Origin of the sequence: Salmonella sp. 5800, assembly GCF_046558195.1 — a bacterium.
GTDB lineage: Bacteria > Pseudomonadota > Gammaproteobacteria > Enterobacterales > Enterobacteriaceae > Salmonella > Salmonella enterica.
This window is the reverse complement of sequence record NZ_JBGDOX010000009.1, coordinates 58,403-72,880: the sequence shown is the minus strand read 5'-3', so window position 1 is coordinate 72,880 and position 14,478 is coordinate 58,403. Positions and strand designations below refer to the sequence as shown.

Sequence of the window (14,478 nt, the reverse complement as noted above, 5' to 3'; positions counted from 1 at the left end):
GCCGCACATCAGCGCGGCCTGAGGCTTTTACGCGTTTTCTTTCAGCCAGTTCAGCACCACATCATGGTGATTGCTGGTTTTAAAATCATTAAAGACGTGTTCAATCTTACCATCAGCGTCAATCAAAAAGCTGATGCGGTGAATGCCGTCATACGTTTTGCCCATAAACGACTTTTCGCCCCAGACGCCGAACTGTTCACACACCTGATGGTTTTCATCGGACAAAAGGGTAAAGTTCAGCAGCTCTTTTTCAGCGAAACGGGAGAGTTTTTCAGGTTTATCGGTGCTGATACCCAGCACGTCCACGCCTGCTTTTTTGAGCTCGTCCATGTTATCGCGTAAGCCGCAGGCCTGCACGGTACAGCCGGGTGTCATGGCTTTTGGGTAGAAATAAACCAGAACGCGCTGTCCCTGGAAGTCGGTCAAATTTACTTGTTCCCCGTCTTGATCCGGCAAGCTAAATTTCGGTGCGATATCACCGGCTTTCAGTGGATTCATTACTTAACTCCATCCTGTTCATCATGTTGTGAGTAATTGACGACGTTTATACTGCCTTGCGCATTGAGTTCTGTACATAGTGCTTTAAAGGCTTGCTCAATATTTGCGGAATTTTGCGACGCCGGGCTATGTGCGGTGATTTGAATAAATAATTGCGCAGCTTTATCACCTTCAGCCGGCTGCGTGCGGGAGACCAGCTCCGCAATATTCATTTCATGACTATTAAACAGCGCGGTGAATCGCTCAATTAAATGCGGGGAGTCGGCGACCTCAACCTGAACCCATACCGTCGCGGGCATTGCCGGGCGGGGGCGGTCGGACGTCCGTTTCATCACAATCAGCAGATCCAGCTCCGCGCCTTTTAACGGCAATGTCGATTCAATCAAGGTAATCGCGTTCCACGTGCCGGACAACAGCATAATAAACGTGAATTCATCGCCCAGCATCGCCAGTCGGCTGTCTTCGATATTACAGCCGCAACTGCTGACATGGCGAGTAATGGTATTCACAATACCGGGCCTGTCGGCGCCCAGCGCAGTGATAACCAAATAGTGTTGTGATGACGGTGTCAAACCAGTTATTCCTTTGAGCGGTGAGGTAATCTTAAGGAAACCATAAAAAAAACCTGCATACAACAATCAGAACGGCTTTGGTCGCTTGCTTTTATTGCCATACCAAACGTACCATTGAGAGACTTGTTTGCACAGAGGATGGCCCATGTTCACGGGAAGTATTGTCGCGCTTGTTACGCCGATGGATGAGAAAGGTAACGTCAGTAGGTCTTGCCTGAAAAAACTCATTGATTATCATGTCGCCAACGGTACCTCGGCGATTGTTTCGGTTGGCACTACCGGCGAGTCTGCCACGCTAAGCCATGATGAACATGGCGATGTCGTGATGATGACGCTGGAACTGGCTGACGGACGTATTCCGGTTATCGCCGGCACGGGCGCAAACGCGACCGCGGAAGCGATTAGCCTGACGCAGCGTTTTAACGATAGCGGCATTGTTGGCTGCCTGACGGTAACGCCGTACTACAATCGCCCGACGCAGGAAGGTTTGTTCCAGCATTTCAAAGCCATCGCGGAACACACTGACTTGCCGCAAATTCTGTATAATGTGCCGTCCCGTACCGGTTGCGACATGTTGCCGGAAACCGTGGGTCGTCTGGCGGAAATAAAAAATATTATCGCTATCAAAGAGGCGACAGGGAACTTAACTCGCGTTCACCAGATCAAAGAGCTGGTTTCAGACGATTTTATTCTGCTTAGCGGCGATGACGCGTCTGCGCTGGACTTTATGCAACTGGGTGGTCATGGCGTGATTTCCGTTACGGCTAACGTAGCGGCGCGCGAGATGGCTGACATGTGCAAACTGGCGGCGGAAGGGCAATTTGCCGAGGCGCGCGCTATCAACCAGCGTCTGATGCCGTTACACAACAAACTATTTGTCGAACCCAATCCTATCCCGGTGAAATGGGCATGTAAGGCATTGGGTCTTGTGGCGACCGACACGCTGCGCCTGCCAATGACGCCTATCACGGACCATGGTCGTGACATCGTCAAAGCAGCGCTTCAGCATGCTGGCCTGCTGTAAAGTTTAGGGAGATTTGATGGCTTACTCAGTACAAAAGTCGCGCCTGGCGAAGGTTGCGGGTGTTTCGCTTGTTTTGCTGCTCGCTGCCTGTAGTTCCGATTCGCGCTACAAGCGCCAGGTAAGCGGCGATGAATCCTATCTGGATGCCGCGCCGCTTGCTGAACTTCACGCCCCGGCAGGAATGATCCTGCCGATAACGACCGGCGACTACGTTATTCCGGTCACGAAGGGGAGCGGCGCGGTTGGTAAGGCGTTGGATATCCGTCCGCCAGCGCAGCCGTTAGCGTTAGTGAGCGGCGCGCGTACCCAGTTCTCTGGCGATACCGCTACGCTATTGGTGGAGAATGGCCGGAGCAGCACGCTGTGGCCGCAAGTCGTCAGCGTGATTCAGGCGAAAAATTATCCGATTGAAAAACGTGACGATGCCAGCCAGATCCTGACGACCGATTGGGTGAGCTGGAACCGCCTGGATGAAGACGAACAGTATCGTGGACGTTATCAAATCTCGGTGAAGCCGCAGGGCTATCAGCAGGCGGTAACGGTAAAATTGGTTAATCTGGAACAGGCTGGCAAGCCGGTCGCTGACGCGGCGTCGCTGCAGCGCTATAGCACTGAAATGATGAACGTCATTTCCGCCGGTCTGGATAAGACCGCTACGGATGCGGCAAATGCCGCGCAGAACCGCTCCGCCGCAACGATGGATGTGCAGAGCGCCGCTGATGATACCGGTTTACCTATGCTGGTCGTTCGCGGTCCGTTCAACCTCGTGTGGCAACGCCTCCCGGCCGCGCTGGAAAAAGTGGGCATGAAAGTCACCGACAGCACTCGCTCTCAGGGCAGCATGGCGGTAACGTACAAACCGTTGTCTGACAGCGACTGGCGGGATCTGGGCGCTAGCGACCCGGGCCTGGCATCCGGAGACTATAAATTGCAGGTCGGCGATTTAGATAACCGCAGCAGCTTGCAGTTTATCGATCCTAAGGGGCATACTCTGACGCAAAGCCAGAACGACGCGCTGGTTGCCGTCTTCCAGGCAGCGTTCAACAAGTAATTTAACAGGGCTGGAGTAATCCGGCCCTTTTTTCTGATAAGATACGCAAACGTGTGCGTCGGTACAAAAACGCGATTTAACCGCTATTTCGCACCACAATTACAGGCCGACGTCTCCGGCAGGCGTAGCAGGAAATGAATACTTATCGTTAATTCACACCCAGGAGTGTTAAAGATGCAAAAGCAAGCTGAGTTGTATCGTGGTAAAGCGAAAACCGTATACAGCACGGAAAACCCGGACCTGTTGGTGCTCGAATTCCGCAATGATACGTCAGCAGGGGATGGCGCGCGCATTGAACAGTTTGATCGCAAGGGCATGGTAAATAACAAATTCAACCATTTCATTATGACCAAACTGGCCGAGGCGGGCATCCCGACCCAGATGGAACGTTTGCTGTCTGATACCGAGTGTCTGGTGAAGAAGCTGGAGATGGTGCCGGTTGAATGTGTGGTGCGCAACCGTGCGGCTGGGTCGCTGGTCAAGCGTCTGGGCGTGGAAGAAGGCATGGAGCTTAACCCGCCGATATTCGATCTGTTCCTGAAAAACGACGCGCTGCACGACCCGATGGTGAATAGTTCCTACTGTGAAACGTTCGGTTGGGTAAGTCAGGAAAATCTGGCGCGTATGAAAGAGTTAACCTACAAAGCCAACGACGTACTGAAAAAACTGTTTGATGACGCGGGTCTTATCCTGGTGGATTTCAAACTGGAGTTTGGCCTGTATAAAGGCGAAGTGGTGCTGGGCGATGAGTTTTCGCCGGACGGCAGCCGCCTGTGGGATAAAGAGACGCTGGACAAAATGGACAAAGACCGCTTCCGCCAGAGTCTGGGCGGTCTGATTGAAGCCTATGAAGCCGTCGCGCATCGCCTGGGCGTGAAATTAGATTAATTCCGCTTCTGACCGGGGGGCAACCGCTCTCCGGTATCATCCTTTCCTCATTCTGATAGCGTTTACCTGTGGTAATCCTGCGCCTGACCGCCTACGATCATCTGTATAACAAAGAGAGAATGAGGTGATTATGCGCTGGCAAGGGCGTCGTGAAAGTAACAATGTAGAGGACAGACGTAATCGGCCAGGCGGCCCCTCGCTGGGTGGTCCTGGCTTTCGTCTTCCGCGCGGAAAAGGCGGCATCATTCTGTTGGTGGTGGTGTTGGTCGCAGGGTACTATGGGGTGGATTTAACCGGTCTGTTGACCGGCCAGCCGGTTTCGCAGCAGCAGTCGACGCGTTCGATAAGCCCCAATGATGATGAAGCGGCAAAATTTACCTCGGTGATTCTGGCGACGACCGAAGATACCTGGGGGCAACTCTTTCAAAAAATGGGGCGCGGCTATCAGCAGCCAAAACTGGTGATGTACCGTGGTATGACGCGCACCGGCTGTGGTGCGGGTCAGTCCGTGATGGGGCCGTTTTACTGCCCGGCGGACGGCACCGTCTATATCGATCTCTCATTTTACGATGATATGAAAAATAAGCTGGGCGCGGACGGTGATTTTGCCCAGGGTTATGTCATCGCCCACGAAGTCGGCCACCACGTACAAAAACTGTTAGGTATCGAGCCGAAAGTACGCCAGTTGCAGCAAAACGCGTCGCAAACGGAGGTGAATCGCCTTTCGGTGCGCATGGAGCTACAGGCGGATTGCTTTGCCGGCGTGTGGGGACACAGTATGCAGCAGCAAGGCGTACTGGAGGCGGGCGATCTGGAAGAGGCGCTCAATGCCGCACAGGCTATCGGCGACGATCGCTTACAGCAACAGGGGCAGGGGCGCGTCGTGCCGGATAGTTTTACCCACGGCACCTCAGAACAGCGCTACAGCTGGTTTAAGCGTGGATTTGACAGCGGTGACCCGGCGCAATGTAATACGTTTGGCAAAAACTTTTGATAAACCGGGGCAGGGATGTCTGATATCGATGCGCTACAGGCGTTAACGTCGCAAATGACACAGGAAGGCATTCGCCGTTTACTGGTCATCAGCGGCGATGCGGCGTGGTGCCGGGAGCGGGCCGAGGCGATACGCGCTGCGCTGCCCGGTGACTGGCTGTGGGTCGCGCCTGATGCGCCCGCCCAGCCGTGCTGTACGCCACAGGCGTTACAAACGCTGCTGGGCCGTGAATTTCGTCATGCGATATTTGATGCCTGGCAGGGCTTTGACGCCGCAGCGTTTGCCGCCCTGAGCGGGACCTTGCAGGCCGGAAGCTGGCTGCTTCTGCTGATGCCGCCGTACGAGACGTGGGAAAGCAGGCTTGATACTGATTCACTGCGCTGGAGCGACTGCGCGCAGCCTATCCCCACACCGCAGTTTGCACAGCATCTTAAACGGACTCTTTCCCGCGATCCGCAAACTCTGCTTTGGCGACAGCGCCAGCCGTTTTGCTGGCCATCTTATCCTACCCGTGAACGCTGGCGACCCGCCACCGGCGAGCCGCAGCCGGAGCAGGCGGCTATCTTATCGCGTTTACGTGAAATGCCGCCCGGCGTGGCGACGGTGATTGCCCCCCGTGGGCGCGGCAAATCGGCGCTGGCCGGGCAATTCATCTCCCGGATGGCGGGCACGGCTATCGTGACCGCACCGGCGAAAACGGCAACGGATATCCTGGCAGCGTTTGCCGGTGAGCGGTTCTGCTTTATGGCGCCGGATGCGCTGCTGGCGAGCGGGGCAAGAGCCGACTGGCTGGTGGTTGACGAGGCGGCGGCAATCCCCGCGCCGCTGCTGCTGCAACTGGTTTCGCGCTTTCCCCGCATACTACTCACCACCACCGTTCAGGGCTACGAAGGCACCGGACGCGGTTTTTTACTTAAGTTTTGCGCCCGTTTTCCGCAGCTTCACCGCTTCACGCTTCGTCAGCCTGTCCGCTGGGCGCCAGAATGCCCGCTGGAAAATATCGTCAGCGAGGCGCTGATATTCGACGATGAAGCGTTTGCGCAGGCGCCACATGGCGCGATAGCAATCTCGGCGTTTTACCAACAGGCCTGGGGGGAGACGCCCGCGTTGCCGAGGGCTGTGTATCAGTTACTGTCGGGGGCGCACTATCGTACTTCGCCGCTGGATCTGCGCCGAATGATGGATGCGCCAGGACAGCATTTCTTGCAGGCCACGGCGAATAACCGTGTGGCGGGCGCCGTCTGGCTGGTCGAAGAGGGTGGGTTATCCGCAGAACTCAGTCACGCTGTATGGGGCGGTTTCCGGCGTCCACGTGGAAATCTGGTGGCGCAGTCGCTGGCGGCGCACGGTAGCGACCCTTTAGCCGCGACGCTGGTTGGGCGTCGCGTAAGCCGTATCGCAGTGCACCCCGCTCGCCAGCGTGAAGGCATCGGTCAGCAGTTGATTGCCTGCGCGTGCATGCAGGCGGCGCAGTGTGATTATCTCTCCGTCAGCTTCGGCTATACGCCGGAGCTGTGGCGTTTCTGGCAACGCTGCGGCTTTGTACTGGTACGGATGGGCAACCATCGGGAGGCGAGCAGCGGTTGCTATACGGCGATGGCGTTATTGCCGCTGAGCGACGCGGGAAAACGGCTGGCGCAGCAGGAACACCGACGTTTGCGCCGCGATGCGGATATCCTGACGCAGTGGAACGGCGAGGCGATACCGCTGGCGGCGTTAGATGAACAGGCGCTTAATGATGAAGACTGGCGTGAGCTGGTCGGTTTTGCGTTCGCGCACCGCCCGCTACTGACATCGTTAGGTTGCCTGCATCGTTTACTGCAATACAGCGCATTGCCATTACCGGCGCTGAGAGGGCGGCTGGAGGAAAAAGCCAGCGATGCCGAACTGTGCGCCCGGCTACGCATTTCAGGCCGTAAAGCTCTGCTGGCGTTGCAACGTGCGCAGGCAGCGCAGGCGCTAATTGCGTTGGATGCCGGACGAACGCAGCGTTTGCGCGACGTAATGTCCGGCGGTGGGGAGCATGCCGGATAACGATACCTGTCCGGCATGATATCCGGTTACTTTTTCGGCTGATCTTTCTTCGGCCAGTCGTCTTCATCGTCCCACTTATCGTTAAAATCGCGATGCGGGGGCAGCTCAGGTTTATTGGCAAGGAATTTCTTATGGTCGATGCGTTTGAGATCTTTGATCACATTCAGCAGTACGCCTACCAGAAACACCAATACCAGAATCCACCAATATTTTGCCAGCCAGTCCATGCTTATTTCCTCTTACCGGAACGCTCATCAGGCGACGAGCTGTTCCATAATGCGTTGATACATACGGGCCAGTAGCTGGAGATCGGCGGCATTCACACATTCATTAATTTTATGAATGGTGGCGTTCACCGGCCCCAGTTCTACCACCTGCGCTCCCATACGGGCGATAAAACGTCCGTCGGACGTACCGCCCGTCGTCAGTAATTGCGGTTTAATTTCATTATAGTGCTCAATGGCGTTTACCACCGCGTCCACCAGCTTGCCGCGTGCGGTCAGGAACGGCTGGCCGGAAAGCCACCAGTCTACGGTATAACGTAGCTGATGCTTCTCAAGCAGCGCATGTACCCGCTCTTTGATCATCTCATCGGTCAGTTCCGTGCTGAAACGGAAGTTAAACTGCACGAACAGTTCGCCGGGAATGACATTATTGCTGCCGGTGCCTGCCTGGATATTGGCTACCTGCATACTGGTGGCCGGGAAAAAGTCATTGCCCCGATCCCACTCGATAGCGACCAGTTCATTAAGAAAAGGCGCAGCGCGATGAACAGGGTTATCCGCCAGATGCGGATAGGCGACGTGCCCCTGAACGCCATGAATAGTGAGGTTACAGGTGAGGGAACCGCGACGCCCGTTTTTGACGACATCGCCCACAATTTCAGTACTGGAAGGTTCGCCGACCAGACAGTAATCCAGCCGCTCGTTACGGGCCATCAGCGCTTCAACCACCTTTACGGTGCCATTTTTTGCGCTGGCTTCCTCATCAGAGGTAATCAAAAATGCGAGACGGCCCCGGTGATGAGGATGCTGCGCAACAAATCGTTCAGCAGCCACCACCATGGCCGCCAGTGAACCTTTCATATCCGCCGCGCCGCGACCGAACAACATTCCGTCGCGAATCGTAGGTTCAAACGGCGGATTGATCCAGCGATCGACATCGCCAGCCGGTACGACGTCAGTATGCCCGGCGAACGCCAGCGTTTCGCCACGCCCACGCCATGCCCAAAAATTTTGCGTGTCGCCAAAATCCATATGCTCAATGGTAAAACCGATTTTACGCAGGCGTTCAATCATTAATGCCTGACAGCCTGCGTCATCCGGACTCAGGGAGGGGCGACGAATAAGTTGCTGTGTCAGCTCAATAACCGGGCACGACATAGACTACACCTCATCAAAAAACTGCTGATAACGGGATTCACTGAAACCAAGCAGCATAGGCTTCCCGGGCGCGCAGAGCAATGGGCGTTTGATGATTGCCGGCTGTTCAACCATGAGAGCAGCGGCGGAGTCGGCATCGGTAATCCCGCTGCGATCGCCTTCATCCAGTTTGCGCCATGTTGTGCCGCGCGTATTCAGTAAAGGCTGCCAGCCGAGTTCGGCAATAAAGGTATTAAGAAGAGGGAGGTCTATGCCATCCACACGGTAATCGTGAAAACGATAATCAATGCCATGCTCCTCCAGCCAACGGCGCGCTTTTTTGATCGTGTCGCAATTCTTAATGCCATAGAGGGTAATCATATTGAATCCTTTAACGCGAAATTCGAATAAATAATCAATAGTATCGTCTGCGGGATAATAAGTGTGGCTGTTAATGGTTATTTATCCAGCGCTGATCGGCAATCAATATAACATTGTTGAGTGAATGTGAATAATGATTCCAAAACGTTCCAGATGTGGCTTGTTTATAATTCGCGGGACAAATCCTATTTTGCGTATATGCAATTGATTGTTTTTTAACCCGATTTGATAAAGTAGTAGAAAAGGTATTAATGTTGCTAAATATTGCAGTAAGTCACATAAAATTTACGGCTACAGCGCCATAGTAATATCATAGACAGCATAACCAGAGGATATCGCAACAATCGGTTAAATGAACTTCTCTCTATACCGCTAACTACGTAGAATACCCATAATAATAAGAGAGGCTATTATGATTGAACGTGAACTGGGGAACTGGAAAGATTTTATCGAAGTCATGCTTCGTAAATAAATGTCTGGAAGGCACCGCGCTCCCAAGGGGATAAGAAAAGGCGACTCAACGAAAGTCGCCTTTTTTGTGCCCGACACCTCGTATCAGGCTGGCCGGGAGCTTATTCCGGGCGCGGCTTCAGCGGGAAGCGGCGACGTATCAGCACGAAAAACAGGGGTACAAAGAAGATAGCCAGAATGGTTGCTGAGATCATTCCCCCCATCACGCCGGTTCCGACAGCATGTTGGCTACCCGAGCCTGCCCCGGTGCTGGTGGCCATCGGCAATACGCCAAAGATAAACGCCAGCGAAGTCATCAGTATCGGTCGCAGGCGCTGGCGGCTGGCGTATAGCGTGGCGTCTAACAGCGCGTGTCCCTTCTGATTCATTTCGTTAGCGAATTCCACAATCAGAATCGCGTTTTTCGCCGAGAGGCCGATAACGGTCAACAGCCCCACCTGGAAGTAAACATCGTTTTCCAGCCCGCGCATCCAGGTAGCGAGTAGCGCGCCAATGACGCCGAGCGGCACAACCAGCATCACCGAGAAGGGCACCGACCAGCTTTCATACAATGCCGCCAGACACAGGAAGACGACTAATAGCGAAATAGCGTACAGCGCGGGCGCCTGCGCGCCGGAGAGCCGTTCCTGGTAAGACATGGCTGTCCATTCCAGGCCAAAACCTCCCGGTAGCTGATGCACCAACGACTCCATGACATCCATCGCCGTCCCGGTACTGATCCCCGGCGCGGCCTCTCCGACAATTTCTACCGCCGAATAGCCGTTATAGCGTTCCAGACGCGGCGAGCCGGTTTCCCAGCGCGAGGTGGCGAAGGCGGAGAAGGGGACCATGCCGCCGTCTTTGTTACGGACATACCAAAGATTAATATCATCCGGCAACATACGATATTTCGCCGCGGCCTGAACATAGACCTTCTTCACGCGACCACGGTCCATAAAGTCGTTGACGTAGCTCGATCCCCAGGCTGTTTGCAGGGTGTCGTTGATATCGTCAATCGATACGCCCAGCGCCTGCGCTTTCCGTTGGTCAATATCAATTTGCAGTTGCGGGCTGTCGTCCAGGCCGTTGTGGCGCACGCGGGTCAAGGAACTGTTTTTCCCGGCCAGCTCAATGAGTTGATCTCGTGCGGCCATCAGCGCGTCATGGCCTGCTCCGGCGTGATCCTGTAATTCCATATCAAAACCGGCGGAGCTGCCCAGACCGCTAATTGCCGGCGGGCTGCTGGCGAAGACGCGAGCTTCTTTAATCTGGTTAAACGCTTTTGTCGCTCGCTCAATAATGGCGAACGAGGAGCCGGTGGTGGGATCGCGCGCGTCCCAGTCTTTCAAGCGAACAAACATGCGCGCGACGTTTTGCCCATTCCCGCCAGGGCCGGAACCTACCGTCGAGAAGACCGACATAATGTTGTCTTTCTCATGGGTGAAGTAATAGTTTTCAACCTTTTCAACGACTTTCAGGGTCTGCTGTTGCGTAGAACCGCTCGGTAGCTGGATAGACGTAGTGAACATACCCCGATCTTCTTGCGGCAGAAAGGAGGTGGGGAGGCGCAGAAACAGGAACACCATGCCGCCAAGCAACAGAACATAAATCAGAATCCAGCGCAGGCTGCGATGCAAAATTTTCGCTACGCCTTTCTCATAACGTTCGGCATTACGATTGAAGGTACGGTTAAACCAGCCGAAAAATCCGCGTTGCCCGTGTTGTTCGCCTTTGTGCAGCGGTTTTAATAACGTTGCGCACAGCGCCGGCGTCAGGATCATGGCGACCAGCACCGACAGCACCATTGCCGAGACAATGGTGATAGAAAACTGACGATAAATCGCCCCGGTGGTACCGCCAAAGAACGCCATCGGCACGAATACCGCAGACAGCACCATCGCGATACCGACCAGCGCCCCCTGGATTTGTCCCATGGATTTGCGCGTCGCTTCACGCGGCGTGAGTCCTTCTTCGCTCATGATACGTTCGACGTTTTCCACCACCACGATGGCATCGTCGACCAGGAGCCCGATCGCCAGCACCATCGCGAACATGGTTAATGTGTTAATACTGTAGCCAAACGCGTAAAGCACGGAGAAGGTGCCCATTAATACCACCGGCACGGCGATCGTCGGAATCAGCGTGGCGCGAAAGTTTTGCAGGAACAGGTACATCACCAGGAAAACCAGCGCGATAGCCTCCAGCAACGTTTTGACCACATCGATAATCGAGGCTTTAACAAAGGAGGTGGTTTCATACGCGATCTTGTATTCCAGGCCGTGAGGGAAGTACTGCGCCAGCTCGTTGAGGCGATCCAGCACCAGCTTCGCGGTCGCCATTTCATTCGCGCCGGAAGCCAGCTTAACCCCAAGACCGGAAGCCGGCTTGCCGTTAAAACGGCTGAGGTAGTCATACTTTTCCGCCCCCAGCTCCACGGTGGCGACATCGCCCAGTTTGACCTCGGAACCGTCCTGATTAACGCGCAGGGTAATATCGCGAAATTGTTGCGGCGTTTGCAGCAGTGACTGCGCATTAATGGTGGCGTTCAGCGCCTGTTTGTCGACCGAAGGCGTACCGCCAAGCTGCCCGACGGCGATTTGCGCATTCTGCGACTCAATTGCATCGGTCACGTCTTTCGTGGTCATCTGAAAACTATTCAATTTGGCCGGATCGAGCCAGATACGCATAGAGTACTGTGAACCATAAGCGTCAATATCGCCCACGCCGTTGACGCGGCTGAGCGGGTCCTGAATATTACTGGCGACGTAGTCGGCGATATCCTGCTTGTCCATAGAACCGTCGGTAGAGACGAAAGCGATGGTCAAAATATTGGTATCGCCCGTTTTGCGTACCGTGACGCCTTGATCCTGTACCGCCTGCGGCAGTTTACGCATCGCGGACTGTAACTGGTTTTGCACCTGCTGAACCGCCTCATCAGGATCGGTTCCCGCAATAAAGCTCAGCGTGATGGTCGCCTGTCCGGTTCCGCTGCTTTGTGATGACATGTACATCAGATTATCGAGGCCCGTCATATTCTGCTCAATAACCTGGGTTACGGTATTTTCCAGCGTTTGCGCCGACGCTCCCGGATAATTCGCGGTAATACGTACGTTGGGCGGCGCCAGATCGGGATATTGTTCAACAGGTAAAGAGAAAATGGCTAACGCCCCTGTCAGACACAACAGGATAGCCAGCACCCAGGCAAAAATGGGGCGATCGATAAAAAAATTCGCCATTAAAGGGAAACCTCGTGTTTCTACATATCGTTATAGATTTGAACTGCTTCACTGTAGCGGCAAGCTACGAGCCAAACGTGGAGAAATAAAGGAGATAATGTAAATTATCATGCGCTTTTACAGCATACTTTTTGTGCCAACGCCGGAAAGCCTGACATCTGGCCTTCCGGCGATTTGCCGTTCTTTACGTTAACTGACTCTCTTCCTTGTTGGAGGAGCGAAAACTGATACTGACCAGTGTGCCGCCGCCGGAGGGTTGCGAAAAATTCAGCGTGCCGCCAAGGCGCTCCGCGCGCTCACGCATTATATTCAGACCATAGTGTCCGGCAGGCTCATGCGGTTCGCCGATACCAATGCCATTATCGCGAATATAAACGGTATGATCGCCGTCAGGCGCGGTGACGCAGCTCACGGCGATTTCGCTCGCGTTGGCGTGTTTAATGGCGTTCAGGACCGCTTCGCGCACAATTTGCAACAAATGCACCTGCATTTGCGCATCCAGCGCCAGCGTGGGTAAACGGCAATCCAACGTGAGTTTGGCCGGGGTCTGACTCTGTAAATCTTCCAGCATCTCATGCAATGCGGAGGGTAAATCGGCCTGCTGTAACGTCAGACGGAACGTGGTGAGTAGCTCGCGAAGCTGACGGTAGGCGTCGTTCAGCGCTCTGGAAAAATCCGCCATGATGCTTTGCGCGCCGGCGTTATCCTCAGGAATAGCGCGCTTCAAAAGCGTTAACTGAATACGTAAATAAGAAAGTACCTGCGCCAGCGAATCGTGTAGCTCACGGGCAATCGTCGCGCGCTCTTCCATTAACAAAAGTTGCTGGAAGTGTTTTTGCGCCTGATTAAAGTACAAACCACGCCCCAGCATCGTGGAGACGCTGTTCAGCAGCGGCGTAGAGGCATTAACGTTGGGGCTTTGCCAGTGGAGTTCGCCATAGACCGTGTCCTGCATCGTCACTGGCAGCATTTGCATCGGCAGGTCGGGGCTTTGCATGCCTTCGCTAATCCGCCAGTTATCGCCCACGGTTAACTCCAGATACCAGGCGGCGTCATGTTCACGGACAATTTGCAAAATATGGCGAAAACAGTGGACATCGATTTGGCTGGTATTCAGCGCCTGGGAGCACTGGTATAACACCTCCAGGCGGCGATGCGCTTCGTGCAGATCGTGCGTTTTTTCTTCCACCGAGGCTTCCAGCGAACGGTAAAGTTTATGCAGCTCGCTCGACATCTGACTAAACGTTTTTGCCAACAATCCCAGCTCATTGGGTAAGCTGGTATCCAGCGGCAGCGGGGCGAACTGACCATGTTCAATACGCTGACTGGCGGTGACCAGTTGATTCAGCGGGCGAACGACCTGCTGGCGAATACGCCGTAGGGTAAAAAAGACCAGCGTAAAGATGCCGATACCGCCCGCCAGCGATATGGCGACGACCAGCATGACTTTACGCTCGGCGTAATGCTGTAATGCCAGAACGAAGAGATCAATTTGATCGACGTAATTGTTGATATTGGTCTGATACCAGGCAATGTCGCCGTCCTGTAGGCGGCTATTCATCTCCAGCCAGTTGGCGTGCAGGCGCGCGTAGCGAGTTTTCACCGCCTGCGGCACATACCAGGCGTTGAGATTTTGCAGTACCGGCGAGTTGAGCGCGTGCTGGAAAAGTTGACGATGCGCATTAATCTGCGGGCTACGGCTTTGCAGATCGTAACCCAGCCGATAGCTCTGCATTCGTAGCGAACCGGCGATATTGATCGCTTCGGCATCCCGTAAACTGCTGGTCAGCGTCAGTAATGCGCTGCCGGTGGACAGAATAGACAACAGCACAATATAGAAAAAAGCCTTAGCCAGACTGGCTGAGACCGGGCGTTTAACCGTCACGCTGGCACTCCCCGCATTTAGCTGAATCGCAATCGTATTTGCTTTGAAATAAATTGATCTGCCACAGGTTCTGGACAGATAGTTGTACTTCCTGGGCAGATGAA

Annotated in this window: 13 protein-coding genes; 6 read left to right on the top strand and 7 right to left on the bottom strand. The window is 54.4% G+C overall.

Going from position 1 to position 14,478, the window contains the following annotated elements:
• Nucleotides 1-27: 27 nt before the first annotated feature.
• The gene (gene bcp, locus ACLJZ5_RS16685; RefSeq protein WP_001068686.1) at nt 28-498 is read right to left on the bottom strand and encodes a thioredoxin-dependent thiol peroxidase; all 471 of its coding nucleotides are present in this window, start codon (nt 496-498) and stop codon (nt 28-30) included.
• The gene (locus ACLJZ5_RS16680) at nt 498-1,070 is read right to left on the bottom strand and encodes a glycine cleavage system transcriptional repressor (RefSeq protein WP_000189061.1); all 573 of its coding nucleotides are present in this window, start codon (nt 1,068-1,070) and stop codon (nt 498-500) included. The genes bcp and ACLJZ5_RS16680 overlap by 1 nt, the downstream gene beginning before the upstream one ends.
• A gap of 145 nt (nt 1,071-1,215) precedes the next feature.
• Between ACLJZ5_RS16680 and dapA the strand changes: the two genes are divergently transcribed.
• The 5 genes from dapA (at nt 1,216) to tmcA (ending at nt 7,061) form a co-directional block, all read left to right on the top strand.
• Nucleotides 1,216-2,094 carry a 4-hydroxy-tetrahydrodipicolinate synthase gene (gene dapA / locus ACLJZ5_RS16675; RefSeq protein ID WP_000494020.1) on the top strand — a complete coding sequence of 293 codons (879 nt, stop codon included), beginning with the start codon at nt 1,216-1,218 and terminating at the stop codon, nt 2,092-2,094.
• Between the two features lie 16 nt (nt 2,095-2,110).
• Entirely contained in the window at nt 2,111-3,145 is a 1,035-nt protein-coding gene (bamC, locus tag ACLJZ5_RS16670) for an outer membrane protein assembly factor BamC (protein WP_000331873.1), read from the top strand.
• A gap of 174 nt (nt 3,146-3,319) precedes the next feature.
• On the top strand, nt 3,320-4,033 hold the full coding sequence (gene purC, locus ACLJZ5_RS16665; RefSeq protein ID WP_001171630.1) for a phosphoribosylaminoimidazolesuccinocarboxamide synthase: 714 nt from the start codon (nt 3,320-3,322) through the stop codon (nt 4,031-4,033).
• A gap of 130 nt (nt 4,034-4,163) precedes the next feature.
• Complete coding sequence (locus ACLJZ5_RS16660; RefSeq protein ID WP_001267523.1) at nt 4,164-5,027, top strand: neutral zinc metallopeptidase; 864 nt, start codon at nt 4,164-4,166, stop codon at nt 5,025-5,027.
• A 15-nt stretch (nt 5,028-5,042) separates the two neighbouring features.
• Nucleotides 5,043-7,061 carry a tRNA cytosine(34) acetyltransferase TmcA gene (gene tmcA / locus ACLJZ5_RS16655; protein ID WP_024798115.1) on the top strand — a complete coding sequence of 673 codons (2,019 nt, stop codon included), beginning with the start codon at nt 5,043-5,045 and terminating at the stop codon, nt 7,059-7,061.
• A gap of 26 nt (nt 7,062-7,087) precedes the next feature.
• Here the strand turns inward: tmcA and ACLJZ5_RS16650 are convergent, their stop codons facing one another.
• From ACLJZ5_RS16650 to ACLJZ5_RS16640, 3 genes are read right to left on the bottom strand one after another with little or no spacing between them, the layout of a single operon-like run.
• Entirely contained in the window at nt 7,088-7,288 is a 201-nt protein-coding gene (locus ACLJZ5_RS16650; protein WP_000383839.1) for a YpfN family protein, read from the bottom strand.
• A 27-nt stretch (nt 7,289-7,315) separates the two neighbouring features.
• Nucleotides 7,316-8,443 carry a succinyl-diaminopimelate desuccinylase gene (gene dapE / locus ACLJZ5_RS16645; RefSeq protein WP_001277825.1) on the bottom strand — a complete coding sequence of 376 codons (1,128 nt, stop codon included), beginning with the start codon at nt 8,441-8,443 and terminating at the stop codon, nt 7,316-7,318.
• A 3-nt stretch (nt 8,444-8,446) separates the two neighbouring features.
• Nucleotides 8,447-8,803, bottom strand: a complete 357-nt coding sequence (locus ACLJZ5_RS16640) for an ArsC family reductase (RefSeq protein WP_000631923.1) — start codon at nt 8,801-8,803, stop codon at nt 8,447-8,449.
• A 412-nt stretch (nt 8,804-9,215) separates the two neighbouring features.
• Here ACLJZ5_RS16640 and ypfM point away from each other — a divergent pair, with 412 nt between their 5' ends.
• A complete protein-coding gene (ypfM, locus tag ACLJZ5_RS16635) occupies nt 9,216-9,275 on the top strand; it encodes a protein YpfM (protein WP_001386977.1) in 60 nt (19 codons plus the stop codon).
• Between the two features lie 100 nt (nt 9,276-9,375).
• Here the strand turns inward: ypfM and acrD are convergent, their stop codons facing one another.
• Together acrD and narQ are read right to left on the bottom strand one after the other, a co-directional pair.
• On the bottom strand, nt 9,376-12,489 hold the full coding sequence (acrD, locus tag ACLJZ5_RS16630) for a multidrug efflux RND transporter permease AcrD (protein ID WP_024798114.1): 3,114 nt from the start codon (nt 12,487-12,489) through the stop codon (nt 9,376-9,378).
• 184 nt (nt 12,490-12,673) lie between these two features.
• Entirely contained in the window at nt 12,674-14,374 is a 1,701-nt protein-coding gene (gene narQ / locus ACLJZ5_RS16625) for a nitrate/nitrite two-component system sensor histidine kinase NarQ (RefSeq protein WP_000216812.1), read from the bottom strand.
• Nucleotides 14,375-14,478 lie beyond the last annotated feature (104 nt).

Bases quoted from the DNA above. Each gene is read 5' to 3' on its own strand.
- bcp (WP_001068686.1), bottom strand. From the start codon at position 498: ATGAATCCACTGAAAGCCGGTGATATCGCACCGAAATTTAGCTTGCCG.
- dapA (WP_000494020.1), top strand. From the start codon at position 1,216: ATGTTCACGGGAAGTATTGTCGCGCTTGTTACGCCGATGGATGAGAAA.
- bamC (WP_000331873.1), top strand. From the start codon at position 2,111: ATGGCTTACTCAGTACAAAAGTCGCGCCTGGCGAAGGTTGCGGGTGTT.
- purC (WP_001171630.1), top strand. From the start codon at position 3,320: ATGCAAAAGCAAGCTGAGTTGTATCGTGGTAAAGCGAAAACCGTATAC.
- ACLJZ5_RS16660 (WP_001267523.1), top strand. From the start codon at position 4,164: ATGCGCTGGCAAGGGCGTCGTGAAAGTAACAATGTAGAGGACAGACGT.
- tmcA (WP_024798115.1), top strand. From the start codon at position 5,043: ATGTCTGATATCGATGCGCTACAGGCGTTAACGTCGCAAATGACACAG.
- ACLJZ5_RS16650 (WP_000383839.1), bottom strand. From the start codon at position 7,288: ATGGACTGGCTGGCAAAATATTGGTGGATTCTGGTATTGGTGTTTCTG.
- dapE (WP_001277825.1), bottom strand. From the start codon at position 8,443: ATGTCGTGCCCGGTTATTGAGCTGACACAGCAACTTATTCGTCGCCCC.
- ACLJZ5_RS16640 (WP_000631923.1), bottom strand. From the start codon at position 8,803: ATGATTACCCTCTATGGCATTAAGAATTGCGACACGATCAAAAAAGCG.
- acrD (WP_024798114.1), bottom strand. From the start codon at position 12,489: ATGGCGAATTTTTTTATCGATCGCCCCATTTTTGCCTGGGTGCTGGCT.